Raw genomic sequence first — 17,788 nt, forward strand, 5'->3', positions numbered from 1 at the left:
CGATGCCGCGCGCCCGGGTGGTGCTCGTGCACGGTCTGCGCACCTCCGCCACGATGTGGCGGCGGCAGGTCGCCGCGCTCGCGCGCCACGACATCGAGGCCGTCGCGGTCGACCTGCCCGGACACGGTTCGCGGATGGGCGACGCGTTCTCGATCGACACGGCGCTCGACATCATCGACGCGGCGTTCCGGGCCGACGATGCCGCCGCGCCCGGCGACCACGCCGACGGCCGGGTGCCCCGACTGCTCGTGGGACTGAGCCTCGGCGGGTACCTCGCCATCGAGTACGCGGCGACGCATCCGGGCCGGATCGACGGCCTCGTCGCCGCGTCGTGCGGCACCAGGCCCCGCGGCGCCGGCCTTGCCGGATACCGGCGCCTCGCGGCCGCGATCCACCGCCTGCCCGACCGCGGGCGCGCCCTCAACGACCTCATGGTTCGCGTGCTCATCCCCCGCGACGGCGTCGACGACGTGCTGGCCGGCGGGGTGGCGCTCGACGTCATGGCTCCCGTGCTCGAGGCGGTCGGCCGCCTCGACCCCGAGGCGGCGCTGGGGCGGGTCGACGTGCCGGTGTGGCTCGTGAACGGCCGCTTCGACCACTTCCGCTTCGAGGAGCGGCGGATGCTCCGTGCCGCCCGGCGGGGCCGGCTCGTCGTCGTGCCCGGCGCGACGCACCTGGTGAGCCTCGCTCGCCCCGACGACTTCACGGCCGTGGTCCTCGGCGCGGTCGCGGAGCTCGAGCACCACCTGGCTCGGGAACGTCGCAGGACCCGGCTCGGGGCCGGCGAGTAACCCGCGTCCGGCGATCACACGCCTAGGGGCATGGGCGATCGTCGTCCTCGACGACGGGCCCGGCGATGAACGGCACGAGGACGTACCCCGCGCTTTGGTGACGTCGACGGCGAACTGGTATCGTTGTCTGTTGGCTTGCGTGTGGGTCCCACCCCGCACGATTCGCCGGCGAGGCCCCTCTACCTTCGCCCGGCACATCCGGTACCCACACACGAACACGAAAGACGAACCACGTGGCAAACATCAAGTCGCAGATCAAGCGCATCCGCACCAACCTGAAGGCGCAGGAGCGCAACAAGGCCGTCAAGAGCGAGGTCAAGAGCGCCGTCCGCGCGACGCGCGAGGCGATCTCCTCGGGCGACAAGGAGAAGGCGACCACCGCCCTCCGCGTCGCGACCCGTAAGCTCGACAAGGCCGCCAGCAAGGGCGTGATCCACAAGAACCAGGCCGCGAACCGCAAGTCGTCGATCGCGAAGCAGGTCGCCGCGCTCTGACGCATGACATCCACGAGGGCCCCGCGTGTCGTGCGGGGCCTTCGTCGTTCCTGGGATGTCTCGGGCGCGCGCGGGGGTCGTGGCGGCGCCGTTCACGGCGCGGTACGGCTTCAGGCCAGGTCGCGGCCGCGGGCGGAGATGACGCCGATCAGTCGTTCGAGGGCGAACACCGGATCGCGCTCGGCGCCCTTCACCGCGGCATCCGTCGCGGCGAGCGACTCGATCGCCCGGCGGAGGCCCTCGTCGCTCCACCCCGCGAGGTCGCGTCGGGCACGGTCGACCTGCCAGGGCGCGAGCCCGAGCGAGGAGGCGACCTGCGGCCCACCGCCCCGCACCCCCGACACCTTCGCCATCGTGCGCACCTTCATCGCGAACGCTGCGACGATCGGCACGGGGTCGGCGCCGCTGTCGAGAGCGTGACGCAGGGCGATGAGCGCCTCGCCGTGCCGGCCCGCGATGGCGGCGTCGGCGACGGCGAAGGCGTTGGTCTCGACCCGGCCGCCGTAGTAGCGCGCGACCACTGTCTCGGTGATCTCACCGGGAGCGTCGGCGATCAGCTGCCGACACGCGGCGGAGAGCTCGGCGAGGTCATCGGCGAACGCGGCCACGAGCGCCCGGAGTGCCCGCGGGTTGATGCTGCGCCCTGCCGCTCGGAACTCGGCGACCGCGAAGTCCTGCTTCTCGACGTCCCTCTTGAGCTCGGCGCACACGATCTCCACACCGCCGCCCACCCCCGCACGGACGGCGTCGAGGAGCTTCCTGCCCCGTTGGCCGCCCGCGTGGCGGAGCACCAGCGTGGTCGACTCTGCCGTCTGCTCGAGGTATTCGAGCGCGTCGATGAGGAAGTCGTCGCTCGCTCGCTCGACGCCGGTGACCCGGATGAGACGCGGCTCGCCGAACAGCGAGGGACTCGCGAGGGTGAGGAGCTCGCCACGGCGGTAGCCGTCGGCCTCGAGGTCGCTCACCTCGAGCGCCGGGTCCTCGGACCGAAGGAAATCGCGCAGCATGCCGCTCGCCCGCTCGGCGAGCACGCCCTCGGCGCCCGAGATGAGGACGACCGGTGCGGGGCGAACCTCGTTCCACGACAGTTGGGGGATGGACGCGGCCTTCGCACGCGCCACCCCGCCGGCCCGCGCCGCGCCTGATCGTGCTGCCACCGCACCTCCCCGTTCCGGTCAAGTCTATGGGCCGGGTCCGACGTCGGCCCGCTCCGACCAGAGTGCGAACCCGCCCTCGCCGTCGGCCGAGAGGGTCACCGTTCCCGAGCGATCGGTGCGCACGGCGGTCGTTCCCGCGTCGTCGAGGAGATCCAGTAGACGGTCGGTGGGGTGCCCGTAGCCGTTGTCCTCGCCGACCCCGATGAGTCCCACCGTTGCGCTGAGCTCGCTGTAGATGCGATCGCTCTGATCTGCGGACCCGTGATGCGCCACCTTCACGAGGTCGACCCGGCCGAGGTCGGTCGACGCGAGCATGCGGGTCTGTGCACCCTCGCCGAGGTCGCCGAGGAACATCGCCCGATACTCGGGCGCATCGAGATCGATCACGACGCATCCGTCGTTGCCGGGCACGGCATGTGCGGTCGGCCAGATCACACGCCAACGGGCCTCACCGAGTTCGCCACCATCCCCCGCGACGACCTCGGCCATTTCGGCCCCACCGCTGCGGAGCGGGCCGAGCACCCGGTCGGACCGTTCGCCGTCGAGCGGGCCGTGGATGACGGTCTGGGCCCGCCCGACGACGGCCGCGACTCCCCCGACGTGGTCGGCATCCCAGTGGGTCAACACGAGCAGGTCGATGCGCGTGATGCCGAGCAACGCAAGACAGCGCTCGAGGGGCGCCGGCTCACGTCCGGTATCGATGAGCGCGATCGCGCCCGCCGATTGGACGAGCATCGCGTCGCCCTGGCCGACATCGCAGGCGGCAACATCCCAGTCGCCCGGCCTGGTCGCACCGACGACGAGCGGAGCGCCGATCGACACGCCGATCGGCACGGCAAGTCCGACCGCGAGGGTGGCGGCTGCGAGCGCCCGCCGCCGAGGACGCCGCGCACGGGTGAGCACGAGCCACAGTGCGAGGGCCGTGCACCCTGCGACGAGCAGCGCGCCCGGGGCATCCGGCAACCAGGGCAATCGCGCGCCGGGAAGGCCGGCCGCGCCGTGTGCGACGAACCCGATCCACGAGGCCGGCAGCCACGCGACCTGCAGCAACGCCATTCCGACCGACGGGAGCACGGGCAGCAACAGGCATGCGAGGAGGCCGACCACGGTGCCGACCGGCGCAGCCGGCGCGGCGAGGAGATTGGCGGGAACGCCGTACAGCGCGATCGCCGGATCAAGGAGGATCAGGATCGGTTGGCAGGTGAGCTGGGCAGCGAGCGGCACCGCGAGCCCGACCGCGAGCGGCCTGGGCATCACGCGCGCGAGCCGTGCGGCGAGCGGGGCGGCGAAGAGGAGAAGTCCGGCCGTGGCCGCCGCCGAGAGCGCGAACCCGTAGTCCCGGGCGAGCCACGGGTCGAAGGCGAGCAGGCCGATGACCGCGACCGACAGGGCTGCGACCCCACCGCCTGGCCGGCCCGACGCGATCGCTGCGAGCACGACCACGGCCATCGCGCCGGCGCGCACGACGCTCGGCTGCGGCGTCACGAGCACGACGAACCCCGCGAGGGCGACGAGCGCCACGGCGACCCGGAAGCCCCTGCGCAGGCCGCACAACGCGGCGAGGGCGAACGCTGCGGCGGTGACGATCGCGCAGTTCGCCCCCGAGACCGCGGTGAGGTGGCTCAACGAGCTCGCCTCCATCGCTGCGTCGAGTTCGGCGTCCACGGCATTGGTGTCGCCGATGGCGAGGCCGGGCACGAGCGCGGCGCCGTCGCCGTCGAGCGCGCCCGCGGCATCCGCGAGGCCCGAGCGCAGGCCGACCGACCAACCGAGCCACGCGGGAGGCGTCGCGGCGACGTCGACATCGCCGACGGCGCGCAAGCGGAACGCGCTCTGCTCGGCCGCGGGGAGCACCGACACCTGCGCCGGAACTGCGATTCGCGTGCCGAGCGAGAGGCGCTGTGCGGGCAGGTCGAGCATCGTCGTGACGGGTACCGCCTGCGCGGCACGCCCGTTCACGCCGACGAGACGGGCGTCGACCCGGAACGTCGGTGCGCTCGCCGGAGCGCTCGACGCAATGCCCCACGCGGGCTCTCGCATCGGCACCGGTGCCGACACGACCTCGATGACGACATCGACGGTGCTGTGCGCTGCCGCCGCATCGGCGAGGGGCGACGCCGCCCGATGTCCGAGGCTCGCCGCCGCGGAGGTCGCGACGAGACCGGCGCCCGCGAGGACGACGAGCTCGATCGCGGCGATGGTCGCGAGCCGGCGCATCCCAGGTCTCCGGGCGCCGGCGCCCATGAGTGGGCGCCATGACCGGTGCGTCGCCGCGGCCAGCGTCGCGAGCACGCCCGCTCCGAGCGTCCAGATCACCCACGCGACGATGGTGGGCTCGATCCCCACGTCGGCCGCTGCGACGGCACACCACGCGGTGGCCCAGGCCGACGCGGCGGGCAGGAGCAGGCGGAGGTCGCGCACTCAGGGCGCCACCTTGTCGGCGAGGCCCAAGAACACCGCGTCGCCGATGCCGGCGACGTCGAGCAGTTGGTCCACGCTCGTGAACGGGCCGTTCGCCTCGCGCCAGTCGATGATGCGCTGCGCCAGCGCCGGGCCGATGCGCGGAAGCGTGTCGAGCGCCGCGAGGTCGGCCGTGTTCAGGTGCACCACGCCGTCGGCCGTCGGTCCGGAACCGGCCGCCCCCGCGCCGGAGGACGCGTCCGGCGGCGGGACCTGTCCGATCGCGAGCACGACGAGCTGCTCGCCGTCGACGACCGGCCGCGCGAGATTCACTCCGGCCGGATCCGCCTCGGGAGTGAACCCGCCGGCCGCGGCGACGGCGTCGACGACACGCGCGCCGGAGGCGAGTTCCACCAGCCCGGGCCGTGCGACCGCTCCGAGCACGTGCACGAGGAGCGGCGGCGTGTCGACGTCGACAGCCGGGTCGGCAACCTCTCCGCCCGCATCGGCCGCTGCATCCGTTCCGCCGTCGTTCGCGGCGATGGTGCCCTGCGCGCCGCCCCCGTTCGCGGCGAACGACAGCATTGCGGCGACCGCCACCGCCGCGATGAACAGGACGACGGCGGCGCCGACGGCGACACGCACCCTCGGCCCTGCTCGCCGGGAGGCGGGCTCGAGGGCGTCCAGCGGGTCGGGGTCGGGGCTCGCGGGCATGCCCGCACGCTACGCGGCGCGGTCACGCGCGACGCCGTCAGGGGTGTTCTGCTGCGACGATCACGACGGCATCCGGCTGTCGAGGAGGAGTCAGCGCCTCGTTGCGATGTTCACGAGCCTGGGCGCGCGCACGATCACGTTGGCGATCTCACGTTCGCCGATCGCGCGGGCCACGCCCGCCGACTCACGCGCGAGCGCCTCGAGCTCCTCGCCCGAGATCTTCGGCGACACGTCGAGCCGGTCGCGCACCTTGCCGTCGACCTGCACGATCGCCGTCACCGACTCCTCGACGAGGAGCGCGGGGTCGGCCTTGCGCCACGGGACCAGCGCGACGCTCGGCTGGTAGCCGAGGCGCTGCCACATGTCCTCCGCCGTATAGGGGGCGAAGAGGTCGAGGATCATGGCGGTGACCTCGGACGCCTCGCGCACGGCGGCATCCGCCGGGCCGGCACCTGAGTCGATCGTCTTGCGAGTCGCGTTCACGAGCTCCATGAGGCGTGCGACCACCACGTTGAACTTGAACGCCTCGATGAGCGCCGGTGCATCCGCGAGCAGGCGGTGGGTCATGCGCCGCAGCGACGTGTCGCCGGTTTTCCACTCCACCTCGGGGCTGGAGGTCACCTCGCCCGAGATCCGCCACGCGCGGGCGAGGAACTTCGCCGCGCCGACGGGCGAGACATCCGCCCAGTCGATGTCGTCTTCGGGCGGGCCGGCGAACGCGAGCGTCACGCGCAGCGCATCGGCGCCGTGGGCCCCGAGCTCGCTCGCGAACTCGACGAGGTTGCCCTTGGACTTCGACATCTTCGAGCCGTCCATGATGACCATGCCCTGGTTCAGGAGCGAGGTGAACGGCTCCGTGAAGCTCAGGTAGCCGAGGTCGAACAGCACCTTCGTGACGAAGCGCGAGTAGAGCAGGTGCAGGATGGCGTGCTCGACGCCCCCGACGTACTGGTCGACCGGCATCCACTTCTCGGCCTCGGCCATGTCGAACGCCTGGGTCTCGTCGCTCGGGTCGAGGTAGCGCAGGTAGTACCACGAGCTGTCGACGAAGGTGTCCATCGTGTCGGAGTCGCGCCTGGCCGCGCCGCCGCAGTTCGGGCACGCGACGTTCACCCAGTCCTCGGCAGCGCCGAGGGGGCTCGCGCCCTTGGGCTTCAGGTCGAGGCCCGCGGCATCCGGAAGCCGCACCGGGAGGTCGGCTTCGGGAACCGGGACCTCGCCGCAGTCGGGGCAGTGGATGATCGGGATCGGCGTGCCCCAGTAGCGCTGGCGGGAGATCAGCCAGTCGCGCAGGCGGAAGTTCTTCGCCGCGTGCCCCGTGCCGCGCTGTTCGAGGATCTCGATGATGCGGCGGATCGCGTTGGACTTGGAGAGCCCGTCGAGGGGGCCGGAGTTGATCAGTCGGCCTTCGCCGGCAAGCGCGACACCGGTCGACGCCGGGTCGCTGGGCGGCACCTCGTCGGGCAGGATCGGGTCGCCGTTCTCATCGAGCTTGATCACCGGGATCACGCCCGTGACGGGCGCGTTGGTGTCGACGACGACCCGCACGGGCAGCTCGAACGCGCGCGCGAAGTCGAGGTCGCGCTGGTCGTGCGCGGGCACCGCCATGATCGCGCCGTGGCCGTAGTCGGCGAGCACGTAGTCGGCCGCCCAGATCGGCAGGCGCTCCCCGTTCACCGGGTTCACGGCGTACCGCTCGAGGAACACGCCGGTCTTGGGGCGTTCGGTCGACAGGCGGTCGATGTCGCTCTCGGCGCGCACCGAGTCGAGGTAGTCCTGGAAGCGGGCCTGCACCTCGGCGGATGCTCCGGCCGCGAGCTCCACGGCGATCTCGGAGTCGGGGGCGACCACCATGAACGTCGCGCCGTAGAGCGTGTCGGGGCGGGTGGTGAACACGGAGACCGGCTCGTCGCGGCCCTCGATCGCGAACTCGACGTCGGCGCCCGACGAGCGACCGATCCAGTTGCGCTGCATGGTGACGACCTTCGACGGCCACGAACCCTCGAGCTGGTTGAGGTCGTCGAGCAGGCGGTCGGCGTAGTCGGTGACGCGGAAGTACCACTGCGTCAGTGCCTTCTTCGTGACGACCGCCCCGCAGCGCTCGCAGTGCCCGTCGACGACCTGCTCGTTGGCGAGCACCGTCAGGTCGACCGGGCACCAGTTCACGAGGCCCGCCTTGCGGTAGGCGATGCCCTTCTCGTAGAGCTTCAGGAAGAGCCACTGGTTCCACCTGTAGTACTCGGGGTCGCTCGTGTGGAGCTCCCGCGACCAGTCGAACGACGGCGCGTACTGGCGGAACGAGCGCTTCTGCTGCTCGATGTTCTCGTAGGTCCAGGCACGGGGGTCGACACCGCGCTTGATCGCGGCGTTCTCTGCAGGCAGGCCGAACGAGTCCCAGCCCACCGGGTGCAGCACGTCGAAGCCCTGGTGCCGCCAGTAGCGGGCCACCGTGTCGCCGTAGCCGAACGCCTCGGCGTGGCCCATGTGCAGGTCGCCCGAGGGGTACGGGAACATGTCGAGGATGTACTTGCGCGGCTTCTTCTCGCCGGGTCGGCCGGCCCGGAACGGGCGGAGTTCGTCCCACACGGGAAGCCACTTCGCCTGCAGTGCGGCGAAGTCGTACGCGCCGGCGTCGGCGTTGGCCTGGTCCTGATCGTGTGCCACGTGACTCTCAATCGTGTGTCGCTGCGGTAGGGGCATCCGCACGTCTTCCGGGCGCGCCGGAACGCAGCGCACTCGGACATCCAGCCTACTCACTCCTCGGGCACGGATGCCGCGCCGAGCACCGCGAGCAGGGCGCGCGCCTTGACGCGCGTCTCCTCGATCTCCTCCTCGGCGACCGAGAGCGCCGTGATGCCCCCACCGGTGCCGATGCTCGCCCCACCGGGCGTTAGGACGATGGAGCGGATGACCATGGCGAGGTCGGCGCTCCCGTCGACGCCGAGGTAGCCGAAGGCGCCCGAGTAGATGCCGCGCGGACCGTCCTCGAGCTCATGCAGGATCGTCATGGCGCTGTGCTTGGGCGCTCCCGTCATCGAGCCGGCCGGGAACGCCGCCTGCACGACGTCGAGCGCGGTGAACGGGGCCCGGATGCGGGCGCGCACCGTCGACACGAGCTGGTGCACGTGAGCGTATTCCTCCACGTCGAGCAGGCTCGGCACGGTGACGCTCCCGAGCTCGGCGATGCGGCCGAGGTCGTTCCGCATGAGGTCGACGATCATCAGGTTCTCGGCGCGCTCCTTCTCGCTCTCGAGGAGCTCGCGGCGCAGCTCGGCGTCGAGCCGGGCGTCGGCGCCGCGCGGGCGCGTTCCCTTCATCGGCTTCGTCGAGACGACCCCGTCGGGGTCGACGTGCAGGAACTGCTCGGGCGAGGCGCTGAGCAGGGCGATGTCGCCGAACCGCACGTAGCCGCCGTGGTGGGTCGGGCTCGATGCGCGCAGCGCGAGGTAGGTCGCTGCAGGGTCGGGGCGGGTGTCGACGTCGACCCGGTTCGTGAGGCAGAGCTGGTACGCGTCGCCGCGCACGATGGCGGCCTGGCATTCGGCGATGAGCTCCGCGTAGCGCTCGGGCGCGTGGCGCCAGCGCACCGCCGGGTTCTCGGACGGTGCTGGTGCAACCGACGCGCCGAGCGTGCCAGCCACGATGGGGGTCGCGGATGCCGCGGGCTCCGCCTCGAGCACTGCGACGAGCTCGTCGGCCCAGCGTTCCGCCTCATCGTGGGCGCTGTCGTCCTCCTCGAGCCACAGGAGGCGCACCGTGCGAGCGGCGTGGTCGAATACGATCGCGCGGTCGAGGAAGAGGAACGCGGCATCCGGTGTGTCGGCGGTCGACACCGGGACCTCGTTGAGCCTCGCCCCCAGCTCGTATCCGAACCACCCGAACCAGCCGAGCGGGCCGGTGCGGTCGACCGCCGCCTCGCGCAGGGCCTCGCCGAGCACCTCGAACACGGATGCCTCGACCACGACCTCGCCGGGGTCCGCATCCACGGGCCTGCTCCGCGTCACCGTCCGGCGCCCCCCGTCCGCCGTGACGAACTCGCTGCCCGCGTGCGCCGCCGCGATGACGCTCACGCCCGACGCGGCATCCGCTCCCCCGTCGAGCCAGACCGCGTACACGGCATCTGCGAACCGCGTGCGGAACACGTATTCGGGATCCCGCCACACGCGCAGCGGACGGGAGCGGATGCGGCGCGGCATCTTCTCAGCGTACGGCCGTTCACGTGCTGCCGATGCGGCGCGGACGTACGTCACCGCCCGGCCGCGGCGAGATCCGCTGCAGCCGGGCGGCGAGCATTCAACCGATCACGGACCGGTGTACTGGAAGATGTACACCCCGCTGTCACGGTCGGAGGCGAGCACGTACTTCTGGCCGTTCGGGTGCTGGTGCACCTCGACGCCCCAGAAGTTGTTGCCGCCCTCGTCGATGAAGTGGCCGACCTCCGTCAGGGTGCCGCCGCTGTAGTCGAGCACGCGGAATCCGCCGGCGTAGTACGAGATGTACGCGAGGCTCTCGTCGGGGTCGGTCGCCACCTCGTGCACCGAGAGGTCACCGAAGCCGCTCGCGAACGCCGGATCCTGGCTCTCGGGGATGTAGTACTGGTCGAGGTCCTGCATCGTGTCGGTGTCGTACAGGTGGACGTACCCCCAACCGTCGAACACGGCCTTGATGTCGACGTCCTGGCCGACGGTACCGACCGCGGCGCTGAACGGCGTTCCGCCGGCATCGTCGCACGTGTACCCGGCCGGGACTCCGCCCGTGACGATGCGGAAGCCGTCGGTGCGCGAGACGAACACCGCCGGGATGCCCGCTTCGACGAGCATCGAGACGAGCGTCTCGCAACCGTCGACGCCGGTGCGGTTGAACACGACCGCGCCGACGTAGCCGGCTGCCTCGACGTTCTGCACCTTCACGGTGAAGTCGCACACGCCGCGTTCGATCACGGCGATCTCACCGGCTGCCGCCGGCGGGATGGCGACAGCGTCGCAGGCCAGTCCGACGAACCGCGTCGGGCCCGCCAGGGTGGTGTCGGGATCGATCTGCGGCACGTCGGATCCCTGGATGGCGGTGAACTCGGTTCCGTCCTCCATCGTCGCGGTCACGCGGTAGGGATTGAAGTCCTCGTCGGTGGCGATGAAGAACTCATCGTCGTTCGTGAACTCCGACTGATGGGCGTTGCCCTCGGGAGAGATCGACTCCCCAGCCACCTCGAGTCGCACGGGATCGAACTCCTCGAAGTCCGTGTCGGCGATGAGCACCGGGTTCGCCGGATCGTCCACGTCGAGCTTCGCGTACCCGCCGTCCCAGTACGACGCGAGCATCGTCTGCACGCCGTCGATCTCCTTCACCACGACGTCGTGGAAGAAGACCGAGTCGCCGTGCACGGCGCCGAGGGGCTGCGAGATGAGCTCGTCGAGCCCCGTCTCCGAGACGAGCACCGGCCGCGACGGGTTCGTGATGTCGAGGATGTCGATGTCGGTCTGCTCGAGGTCATCGACGAGCACCGCGTAGGCGTTGTCGCCGTCGACCCACATCCGCACCGAGTGCGTCTCGTTCGACTTCGTCTGCGCCTTGCCTGCGACCGAGAAGTCGCCCGCGCCCTCGACGAGCTTCTTCGGGTTCGTCGGGTCGGTGACGTCGACCAGCGTGATGCCGCCGACGCCCTTGGTCTCACCCGGACAGATCTCGTTCTGGTAGGCGAGGACCTCGCCGGTGAAGAACGGGGTCTCGAGGTGGATGACCTGCGATCCCTCACCGCTGTACGTGCCGCGGTGACTCGGGATGAGGCTCACGAAGTCCGGCGACGCGGGGTCGGAGATGTCCACGATGTAGACGCCCCCTCGATCGCACTCGGGTTCCCAGAACGCGGTGAGGTAGGCGTAGTTGCCGAAGGCCGAGACGTCGGCGATGCGGCCCGGCTCCTCCATGTCGGCGAAGAGATCGAAGTTGCCGACCTTCACCACGTTCGAACTCGACGCGGGAAGATGGCCCTCCTCTTCGCCGTGCTGCTGCGAGTGGTGGTTGTGGGTCTCCTCACCGGAGTCGAGGACTCCGTCGTCGACCCACTCGGTGTCGTCGTGGGCGAGCGCCGGCCCACCGCTCAGCACGAGCGCGGCAGCTGCGATGAGGGCGGTACCGACGGTTGTTGCTCTCCTGTTCATGAAGGCTCCTCTGCCTGGAATGCAGTCGTCCGTGGATGTGGCTGGATTCAAGCAGAACCGAGGCGGGTAGGACTAGGGGCTGCGGGTATCACGCAACAACCGTGCGCGACGCGCCGGAAACTGTCAGGCCGGAGACGGGCGGGCAGGGGCGGCACCTTCCCGCGCGACGAGCCGGCTCAGGTGGTCCAAGTGGGCACCACGCGTCACGCGGCCGCCCTCGAGGGTCACCACACGGTCGACGAGGGCCGGATCGACGGGCGCGTGCGAGATGAGCACGACCGTGCGGCCCGACCGGCTCGCGGCATCCGTGAGGTCTCGGAGGAGCGCGTCGGCGCGCTTCGGATCGACGCTCGCGGTCGGCTCGTCGAGCACCAGCACCGGGAAGCCGGCGAGCATCGCGCGCGCGAGGGCGATGCGCTGGGCCTGACCGCCGGACACCAGCGCTCCGCGCTCGCCCACCTTCGCCCCGAGCCCGCCACGCTCGCCGACCCACGCTCGCAGGCCCACTCGGTCGAGCACCTCGAGCAACTCGTCGTCGGTCGCGGTGTCCCGTGCGAACAACAGGTTCTGGCGCACGTCCTCGTCGAAGAGCCACGGCCGCTGCTCCACGAGGCCGACGATGCTCCGCACCGCATGCGGGTCGAGGTCGGATGCCTCGACGCCGCCGAGGCGGTACGAGCCCTCGTAGTCGAGGAACCGCACCAGCACGTGGGCGAGCGTGGTCTTTCCTGCGCCGGAGCCGCCGCGCACGAGCAGGCGCTCGCCGGGGGCGACGACGAGGTCGACACCGTCGAGCGCCGCGGGCCGGCGAACGGATGCCGCGGCCGCAACGCTCTCGTCGCCACTCGATACGTCGGACCAGTGCGCCCGGACCCCGCGCAGCTCGATCGAGGGCGACGGGTCACCGGTGGGTGGCGTGACCGGCTCGACTGGCGGCACCGGGATGCCGGCCGGCACCTCGGCGGGAACGGCCTGCGCGACCCGCTCGGCGCTGGTCCGCGCGAGGCGCAGCGCGCTCGTGGCCAGCGGCACGGCCGACGCCACCTCCGCGATCGCGAGGGGCACGAGGCAGAGCACGGCGAACGTCGGACCGTCGATCCGACCGGACTCGAGGAGCGGCGCCGAAGCGGCGAGGCTCGCGGCCACGGCGAAACCCCCGACGGCCGACATGACGGCGGATGCCGCACCTGTGGCCGCCGCCCTCGCCCGGGTCGCGCGGGCGAGGCGATCGCCGATCGCCTCGATCCGGCGTCGCCCCGCTACGGCGGCGTCGAACGCGACGAGCACGTCGAGCGCCTGCACGTGCTCCACGATCACCGCCTGCAGGTCGCCGCGGAGCGGCGCGAGCGTGCGTTCCGCCCGTACGGCCGCCGCGCGCTGCAGCAGCAGCGTGGCGGCGATGCCGGCCGCGAGGCAGCCGAGCACCGCCGCGGCCGACGCGGGGGCCAGCAGCGCGATCCCGGCCACCGCGAGCACGAGCACGACGACGGCGCTGACGATCGGCTGCACCACGCGCAACGGCACGTGCTGCAGCTCGTCGACATCGCCGACGAAGCGTGCGAGCAGGTCGCCGCGACGACTCGAGGCGAGGCCGTCGGGCGCGAGCGGAAGCATCCGCTCGAAGACGCCCGAGCGGATCCCGGCGAGCTGCCGGAACGAGGCGTCGTGGCCCGTCAGTCGCTCGAGGTACCGGAACACCGCGCGCCCCAGCGCGAAGGCGCGCACGCCGACGATGGCGAGCGAGAGATAGAGGACGGGCGGCTGCTCGGCCGCGCGCGCGATGAGCCAGGCAGAGCAGGCGAGCAGCGCCACGCTCGAGCCGGCAGACGCGATGCCGGCGAGGATCGCCGGCGCCAGGCGCGAGAACCTGGGCACGGCGCTGCGCAGCATGGCACGGGTCGGATCAGACATGGGCACCTGCCAGCGCGATCGAGCGGTCGGCGGCCTCGACGAGGCCGGAGCGGTGCGTCGTGACCAGCACGATGCGGCCGTCGGCAGCGAGCTCGCGAAGCCGCTCCCCCAGGCGCGTCTCGCGGTGCGCGTCCTGCGCGGACCCCGGCTCGTCGAGGAGCAGCAGGCGGCCGTCCCGCGCAAGCAGCCGGTGGATCGCGCGAGCCGTCGCCACGCGCTGCGCCTGTCCGCCCGAGAGGCCACTGCCGGCGGGCCCGAGTCGCCGCTCGGGGTCGAGTTCAACCCCGGCGAGGTCGAGCGCCCGCGTGAGGAGGTCTGGGTCCGCGTCGTCGTCGCCCAGGCGGACGTTGTCGGCGATGGTGCCCGCGAGGAGCGAGGGCGTCTGGCCCGCCCACGCGATCGACGACCGCTTCCCCCGCTCGAGTTCGATGCCGTCGAGCGCCACCTCGCCGTCGGCCTCTGCGAACCCGAGGAGTGCCGCGAACAGGCTCGACTTGCCGGAGCCGCTCTCCCCCGTGATGGCGACGACCTCCCCGGGACGCGCCTCGAGATCGACACCCTCGAGCACCACACGAGCGCCACGGCGAACGCGAAGTCCCGTGATGACCAGGCCCGAGTCCGTTCGCCTGGTCAGCGCCGGCGTCGCCGCGTCGTCGCGGATGCCGCCTGCGGCGGCGGGCGGGGCGTGTCGGTGCTCCGCCGCGGCGAGCAGGTCGAACGCGTCGGCCGACGCCGTGACCCCTGCGGACGACGAGTGGAAGGCCGCGCCGACGTTCCGCAGGGGCAGGAACACCTCCGGGGCCAGGACGAGGACGAACAGGCCCGGCGCGAGGGTGAGGTCGCCTGCAACCAGACGGAGGCCGATCGACACGGCGACGAGTGCCACCGACAGGCTCGCGGCGAACTCGAGCGTGAACCCCGACAGGAAGGTGATCCGCAGGACACTCATGGTGTGCCGCCGGTAGTCGTCGGTCACCTGCCGGATGCGTCCGACCTGCCGCTCGGCGCGTCCGAACACCGTGAGCGTGGAGAGCCCGCCGACCACCTCGAGGAAGCCCCGCGAGAGCGTGGCCAGGCTGTCCCACTGACGGCGCTGCACCGCGGCGGTGGCCATGCCGATGAGCGCCATGAACACGGGGATGAGGGGCAGCACGACCACGAGCACGAGCCCCGAGAGCGGGTCGGCGATCCAGGCTGCCGCAACGCAGGCGGGGGTCGCGACTACCGTGAGCACGAGCTGCGGGAGGTAACGGCCGAAGTACTCGTCGAGGGCGTCGAGCCCGGGGCCGAGCAGCGTGGCGATCCGTGCGGTGGGGAACCCCGGCACGCCGCCCGGCTGCCGCTCGAGGGCGGCGAGCAGCTCGCTGCGGAGTTCGGCCTTGACGCGCATCGCGCCCGCCGAGCCGGCGAGGTCCCAGAGCCAGGCGGCGCCGGCCCGTGCGGATGCCGCGACGACGAGTGTCACGAGGAGCGGCCAGGCCTGCGGCATCCGCATGCCGTCGATGAGTCCCGCGACGAGCGACGCGAGCGCCCATGCGAATGCGATCGTGGCCGCCGCCTGCGCGATCGCGAGCAGGCCGCCGGCGAGGAGGAACCAGCGCGCCGCGCGCGAGCGGCGGACGAGTCTCGGATCGAGCGGCTTCACGTGATCAGTGCGCGGCGGCCTCGATGGCGGCGCGCGTCACCCTCTTGCGGAACACCCAGTACGTCCAGCCCTGGTAGGCCAGCACGAGCGGGAGGAAGACGAGCGCCACCCAGCTCATGACCGTGAGGGTGTACGCCGTGCTGGACGCGTTCGCCACGGTGAGGCTGTTCGCCGGGTCGTTCGACGCGGGCATGACATCGGGGAACAGCGACGCGAACAGCGCGAGCACCGCGGTCGCGACCGTGATGGCGAGGAGCGTGAACGCGGTGCCCTCCGCGCCGCGCGCGTTGGCGAGCCACCCGCCGATGAGGGCGAGGGCGGCGACCGCCGCGAGGATCCAGAACCAGAGCGTGCCGAACGCCAGGCCCGTCCAGACCAGGAAGCCGGCGGCGACCAGGATCGTCGCAAGACCTGACCGCGCCGCGAGTCGACGGGCGCGCTCGCGCAGGTCGCCCTCGGTCTTCAACGACACGAACACGACCCCGTGCGTGAAGAAGAGGAGGAGCGTGGTGAGGCCGCCGAGGAGCGCGTACGGGTTCAGCAGGTCGAACAGCGTGCCCGTGTAATTGTGGTCGGCGTCGAGCGGCACGCCCTGCACGATGTTCGCGAACGCGACGCCCCAGAGGAGCGCCGGCACCGCCGAGCCGACGATGATCATGCCGTCGAACCATCGCTTCCACCGGGACTCGGGTCGCTGATGGCGGTACTCGAACGACACGCCGCGGGCGATGAGCGCGAGCAGGATGAGCAGCAGCGGGAGGTAGAAGCCCGAGAAGAGGGTGGCGTACCACTCGGGGAACGCCGCGAAGAGCGAGGCTCCCGCCACGATCACCCACGTCTCGTTGAGGTCCCACACCGGGCCGATCGTGTTGATGAGCACGCGACGGTCCGTGTCGTCGCGGCCGAGGAACGGCAGCGACATGCCGACGCCGAAGTCGAAGCCGTCGAGCACGAAGTAGCCGACGAAGAGGAACGCGACGATCCAGAACCAGAGCACCGAGAGATCCATTTGTCCGTTTCCTCCTAGTACACCGTGGTGGCGGGTTCGACCCGGCCGGTCTCGGGATGGGGCTCGCCCACCTCGGGTGGGCCCTTCCTGATCGCGCGGATCACGAGCCGCACCTCGACGACCGCGAGGGCGCCGTAGACGAGCGTGAACGCGATGAGCGAGATCAGCACATCGAGGCCGGTCACGTTCGGCGACACCGCCGACGCCGTCGGCAGGAGGCTGAAGACGATCCACGGCTGGCGACCCATCTCGGTGAAGATCCAGCCGACGCTCATCGCTGCGAGCGACAGCGGGAAGCTCCAGATCGCGACCTTCCACACCCATGCCTGCCTCGGCATGCGACCCTTGCGGGTGAGCCAGAGGCCGACGACCGCGATGATCACGTGGAGCAGCCCGAGGCCGATCATCCAGCGGAACGCCCAGTACGTGACCCAGATGATCGGCGTGTAGTCGCCTGGGCCGTAGAGCGCCACGTACTGCGCCTGCAGGTCGTTGATGCCCTCGACGCAGCCGTCGAAGGTATGTGTCGAGAGGAATGACAGCAGGTAGGGCACCCGGATCGAGAAGAGCTCCGTCGTGCCGTCGGGTGTGCCGAGCGTGAACAGCGAGAACGAGGCATCGGCAGCGCAGACCGTGTCGTAGGTGGCCTCGGCGGCGGCCATCTTCATCGGTTGCGTGGCGACCATCGCGAGGCTCAACTGATCTCCGAAGACGGTCGTGAGGATGCCGGCGGCCACCATCGTCCAGAGGCCGAACTTGAGGGCCGGGCGCATGGTGTCGAGGTGCTGGTTGCGCGCCAGGTGCCACGCCGACGCGCTGATGATGAGGCCTGCGGCGACCATGAAGCTCGAGGCGATGGTGTGCGGGAATGCGGCGAGGACGACCTGGTTCGTGAGCACAGCCCAGATGTCGACGAGCTCGGCGCGGCCCTTCTCGGCGTTCATCTCGTAGCCCACGGGGTTCTGCATGAACGCGTTCGCGGCGAGGATGAAGTACGCCGAGACCACCGAGCCGACCGCGGTCGCCCAGATGGTCGCGAGGTGGAGGCCGCGGGGCAGCTTGTCCCATCCGAAGATCCAGAGCCCGATGAACGTCGCCTCGAAGAAGAAGGCGAGCAGGCCCTCCATCGCGAGCGGCGCACCGAAGACATCGCCGACGAAGCGCGAGTACTCAGACCAGTTCATGCCGAACTGGAACTCCTGCACGATGCCGGTGACCACGCCCATCGCGAAGTTGATGAGGAAGATCGTGCCGAAGAACCTCGTGATGCGGATGTACTCCGTCTTGCCCGTGCGGTACCACGCGGTCTGGAAGACTGCGGCGGTGGTCGCGAGGCCGATCGTGATCGGGACGAAGAGGAAATGGTAGATGGTCGTGATGCCGAACTGCCATCGGGCGAGAAGCAGCGGGTCGAGCAGTTCGTTCACGGATGCACCTTTCGTGCGATGGCGACGTCCCGGATCATTCTTCTACAGAGCGTAGAACATTCAGGGTCGCGACGGTAGTCTG

The 17,788-nt window shown here is 71.2% G+C and carries 12 protein-coding genes; 2 read left to right on the plus strand and 10 right to left on the minus strand.

Annotated features, from left to right (window positions below):
- The first annotated feature begins 2 nt into the window (after nucleotides 1-2).
- A complete protein-coding gene (locus tag ASG80_RS03550) occupies nucleotides 3-791 on the plus strand; it encodes an alpha/beta fold hydrolase (RefSeq protein ID WP_056728603.1) in 789 nt (262 codons plus the stop codon).
- 233 nt (nucleotides 792-1,024) lie between these two features.
- The gene (gene rpsT / locus ASG80_RS03555; RefSeq protein WP_056728605.1) at nucleotides 1,025-1,285 is read left to right on the plus strand and encodes a 30S ribosomal protein S20; all 261 of its coding nucleotides are present in this window, start codon (nucleotides 1,025-1,027) and stop codon (nucleotides 1,283-1,285) included.
- A gap of 110 nt (nucleotides 1,286-1,395) precedes the next feature.
- Here rpsT and holA read toward each other — a convergent pair whose 3' ends face one another.
- From holA to ASG80_RS03605, 10 genes are all read right to left on the minus strand, one after another.
- A complete protein-coding gene (gene holA, locus ASG80_RS03560; RefSeq protein ID WP_056728606.1) occupies nucleotides 1,396-2,442 on the minus strand; it encodes a DNA polymerase III subunit delta in 1,047 nt (348 codons plus the stop codon).
- Between the two features lie 24 nt (nucleotides 2,443-2,466).
- On the minus strand, nucleotides 2,467-4,863 hold the full coding sequence (locus tag ASG80_RS03565) for a ComEC/Rec2 family competence protein (RefSeq protein WP_056728608.1): 2,397 nt from the start codon (nucleotides 4,861-4,863) through the stop codon (nucleotides 2,467-2,469).
- Entirely contained in the window at nucleotides 4,864-5,556 is a 693-nt protein-coding gene (locus tag ASG80_RS03570; RefSeq protein ID WP_056728610.1) for a ComEA family DNA-binding protein, read from the minus strand.
- A gap of 90 nt (nucleotides 5,557-5,646) precedes the next feature.
- The gene (gene leuS / locus ASG80_RS03575; protein WP_056728611.1) at nucleotides 5,647-8,220 is read right to left on the minus strand and encodes a leucine--tRNA ligase; all 2,574 of its coding nucleotides are present in this window, start codon (nucleotides 8,218-8,220) and stop codon (nucleotides 5,647-5,649) included.
- An 89-nt stretch (nucleotides 8,221-8,309) separates the two neighbouring features.
- Nucleotides 8,310-9,752: an aminodeoxychorismate synthase component I gene (pabB, locus tag ASG80_RS03580; protein ID WP_056728840.1), complete on the minus strand. Its 1,443-nt coding sequence runs from the start codon at nucleotides 9,750-9,752 to the stop codon at nucleotides 8,310-8,312.
- 105 nt (nucleotides 9,753-9,857) lie between these two features.
- Nucleotides 9,858-11,714, minus strand: a complete 1,857-nt coding sequence (locus ASG80_RS03585; protein ID WP_056728614.1) for a PA domain-containing protein — start codon at nucleotides 11,712-11,714, stop codon at nucleotides 9,858-9,860.
- Between the two features lie 123 nt (nucleotides 11,715-11,837).
- Nucleotides 11,838-13,625 carry a thiol reductant ABC exporter subunit CydC gene (gene cydC / locus ASG80_RS03590; protein ID WP_082589724.1) on the minus strand — a complete coding sequence of 596 codons (1,788 nt, stop codon included), beginning with the start codon at nucleotides 13,623-13,625 and terminating at the stop codon, nucleotides 11,838-11,840.
- The gene (gene cydD / locus ASG80_RS03595; protein WP_056728617.1) at nucleotides 13,618-15,270 is read right to left on the minus strand and encodes a thiol reductant ABC exporter subunit CydD; all 1,653 of its coding nucleotides are present in this window, start codon (nucleotides 15,268-15,270) and stop codon (nucleotides 13,618-13,620) included. Before cydD ends, cydC begins: the two co-directional genes overlap by 8 nt.
- Nucleotides 15,271-15,274: 4 nt before the next feature.
- Nucleotides 15,275-16,279 (minus strand): cytochrome d ubiquinol oxidase subunit II, encoded by a 1,005-nt coding sequence (cydB, locus tag ASG80_RS03600; RefSeq protein WP_056728619.1) that lies wholly within the window; start codon nucleotides 16,277-16,279, stop codon nucleotides 15,275-15,277.
- A 14-nt stretch (nucleotides 16,280-16,293) separates the two neighbouring features.
- Complete coding sequence (locus ASG80_RS03605; RefSeq protein WP_056728621.1) at nucleotides 16,294-17,706, minus strand: cytochrome ubiquinol oxidase subunit I; 1,413 nt, start codon at nucleotides 17,704-17,706, stop codon at nucleotides 16,294-16,296.
- Between the last annotated feature and the right edge of the window lie 82 nt (nucleotides 17,707-17,788).

Origin of the sequence: Agromyces sp. Soil535 (assembly GCF_001428255.1) — a bacterium.
Taxonomy (GTDB): domain Bacteria; phylum Actinomycetota; class Actinomycetes; order Actinomycetales; family Microbacteriaceae; genus Agromyces.

Excerpts from the sequence above, each read along its gene's own strand:
- ASG80_RS03550 (WP_056728603.1), top strand. The coding sequence starts at position 3 with ATGCCGCGCGCCCGGGTGGTGCTCGTGCACGGTCTGCGCACCTCCGCC.
- ASG80_RS03570 (WP_056728610.1), bottom strand. The coding sequence starts at position 5,556 with ATGCCCGCGAGCCCCGACCCCGACCCGCTGGACGCCCTCGAGCCCGCC.
- pabB (WP_056728840.1), bottom strand. The coding sequence starts at position 9,752 with ATGCCGCGCCGCATCCGCTCCCGTCCGCTGCGCGTGTGGCGGGATCCC.
- ASG80_RS03585 (WP_056728614.1), bottom strand. The coding sequence starts at position 11,714 with ATGAACAGGAGAGCAACAACCGTCGGTACCGCCCTCATCGCAGCTGCC.
- cydC (WP_082589724.1), bottom strand. The coding sequence starts at position 13,625 with ATGTCTGATCCGACCCGTGCCATGCTGCGCAGCGCCGTGCCCAGGTTC.
- cydB (WP_056728619.1), bottom strand. The coding sequence starts at position 16,279 with ATGGATCTCTCGGTGCTCTGGTTCTGGATCGTCGCGTTCCTCTTCGTC.